Source organism: Streptococcus sp. HMSC068F04 (assembly GCF_001837455.1).
GTDB classification, from domain to species: Bacteria; Bacillota; Bacilli; order Lactobacillales; family Streptococcaceae; genus Streptococcus; species Streptococcus salivarius_D.
On record NZ_KV832530.1, the window covers coordinates 44658 to 46191 of the forward strand.

A 1534-nucleotide genomic window follows, 5' to 3' on the forward strand; every position below is an offset into this window, starting at 1 on the left:
GCTCATGGACGCTGACGTACTTGCTGATTCTGACGCACTCGTTGAGGCACTCTGTGAGGCAGATGTACTTGCTGACTCGCTCGCACTTGTCGATGCGCTCATTGAGGCAGATGTACTTGCTGATTCGCTGGCACTTGTTGAGGCGCTCATGGATGCTGACGTACTTGCTGACTCTGATGCACTCGTTGAAGAGCTCTGTGAGGCACTGGTACTTGCTGATTCACTTGCGCTGGTTGACGCACTTTGCGACGCTGATGTACTTGCGGACTCACTGGCACTGGTTGACGCACTCATGGATGCCGACGTAATTGCTGATTCTGAAGCACTCGTTGAGGCACTCATTGACGCGGACGTACTTGCCGATTCAGACGCACTCGTTGAGGCACTCATCGACGCACTGGTGCTTGCAGATTCACTGGCGCTGGTTGACGCACTTTGTGAGGCTGACGTACTTGCCGATTCTGATGCACTTGTTGATGCACTCATGGAAGCCGACGTACTTGCAGATTCACTCGCACTTGTTGAGGCGCTCATGGACGCGGACGTACTTGCTGACTCGCTGGCGCTGGTCGATGCACTCATTGAGGCACTCGTACTTGCTGATTCTGATGCACTGGTTGAGGCGCTCATTGACGCAGATGTACTTGCTGACTCGCTCGCACTCGTTGAAGCGCTCATTGAGGCCGACGTACTTGCGGATTCGCTAGCGCTTGTTGACGCACTCATCGACGCTGAAGTACTTGCCGATTCTGAAGCACTTGTTGAAGCGCTCATGGAAGCACTTGTACTTGCTGACTCGCTCGCACTCGTTGAAGCGCTCATTGAGGCCGACGTACTTGCGGATTCGCTAGCGCTTGTTGACGCACTCATGGAAGCACTTGTACTTGCGGATTCAGACGCACTTGTTGAAGCGCTCATCGATGCACTTGTACTTGCTGACTCACTTGCACTTGTTGAGGCGCTCATTGAGGCCGACGTACTTGCGGACTCGCTCGCACTCGTTGACGCACTCATCGACGCGGACGTACTTGCTGATTCAGACGCACTTGTTGAGGCGCTCATGGACGCACTTGTACTTGCTGACTCGCTCGCACTCGTTGAAGCACTCATTGATGCAGACGTACTTGCGGATTCGCTAGCGCTTGTTGAGGCACTTTGCGATGCACTTGTACTTGCTGATTCGCTGGCACTTGTCGATGCACTCATGGAAGCACTGGTACTTGCCGATTCAGACGCACTCGTTGAGGCACTCATCGATGCTGACGTACTTGCTGACTCTGATGCGCTTGTTGAAGCACTCATCGATGCTGACGTACTTGCTGACTCTGATGCACTTGTTGAAGCGCTCATGGACGCACTTGTACTTGCTGATTCACTCGCACTTGTTGAAGCGCTCATCGATGCACTTGTACTTGCTGACTCGCTAGCGCTTGTTGAGGCACTTTGTGACGCTGACGTACTTGCGGATTCGCTCGCACTTGTCGATGCACTCATTGATGCCGATGTACTTGCGGATTCGCTAGCGCTTGTTGAC

1 protein-coding gene is annotated in these 1534 nt (G+C 53.5%); it reads right to left on the reverse strand.

Annotated features, from left to right (window positions below; all coding sequences use genetic code 11):
• Positions 1–1534, reverse strand: a 1534-nt coding sequence (locus tag HMPREF2571_RS09060; RefSeq protein WP_176745591.1) for a hypothetical protein, incomplete at both ends; no start/stop codon positions are given.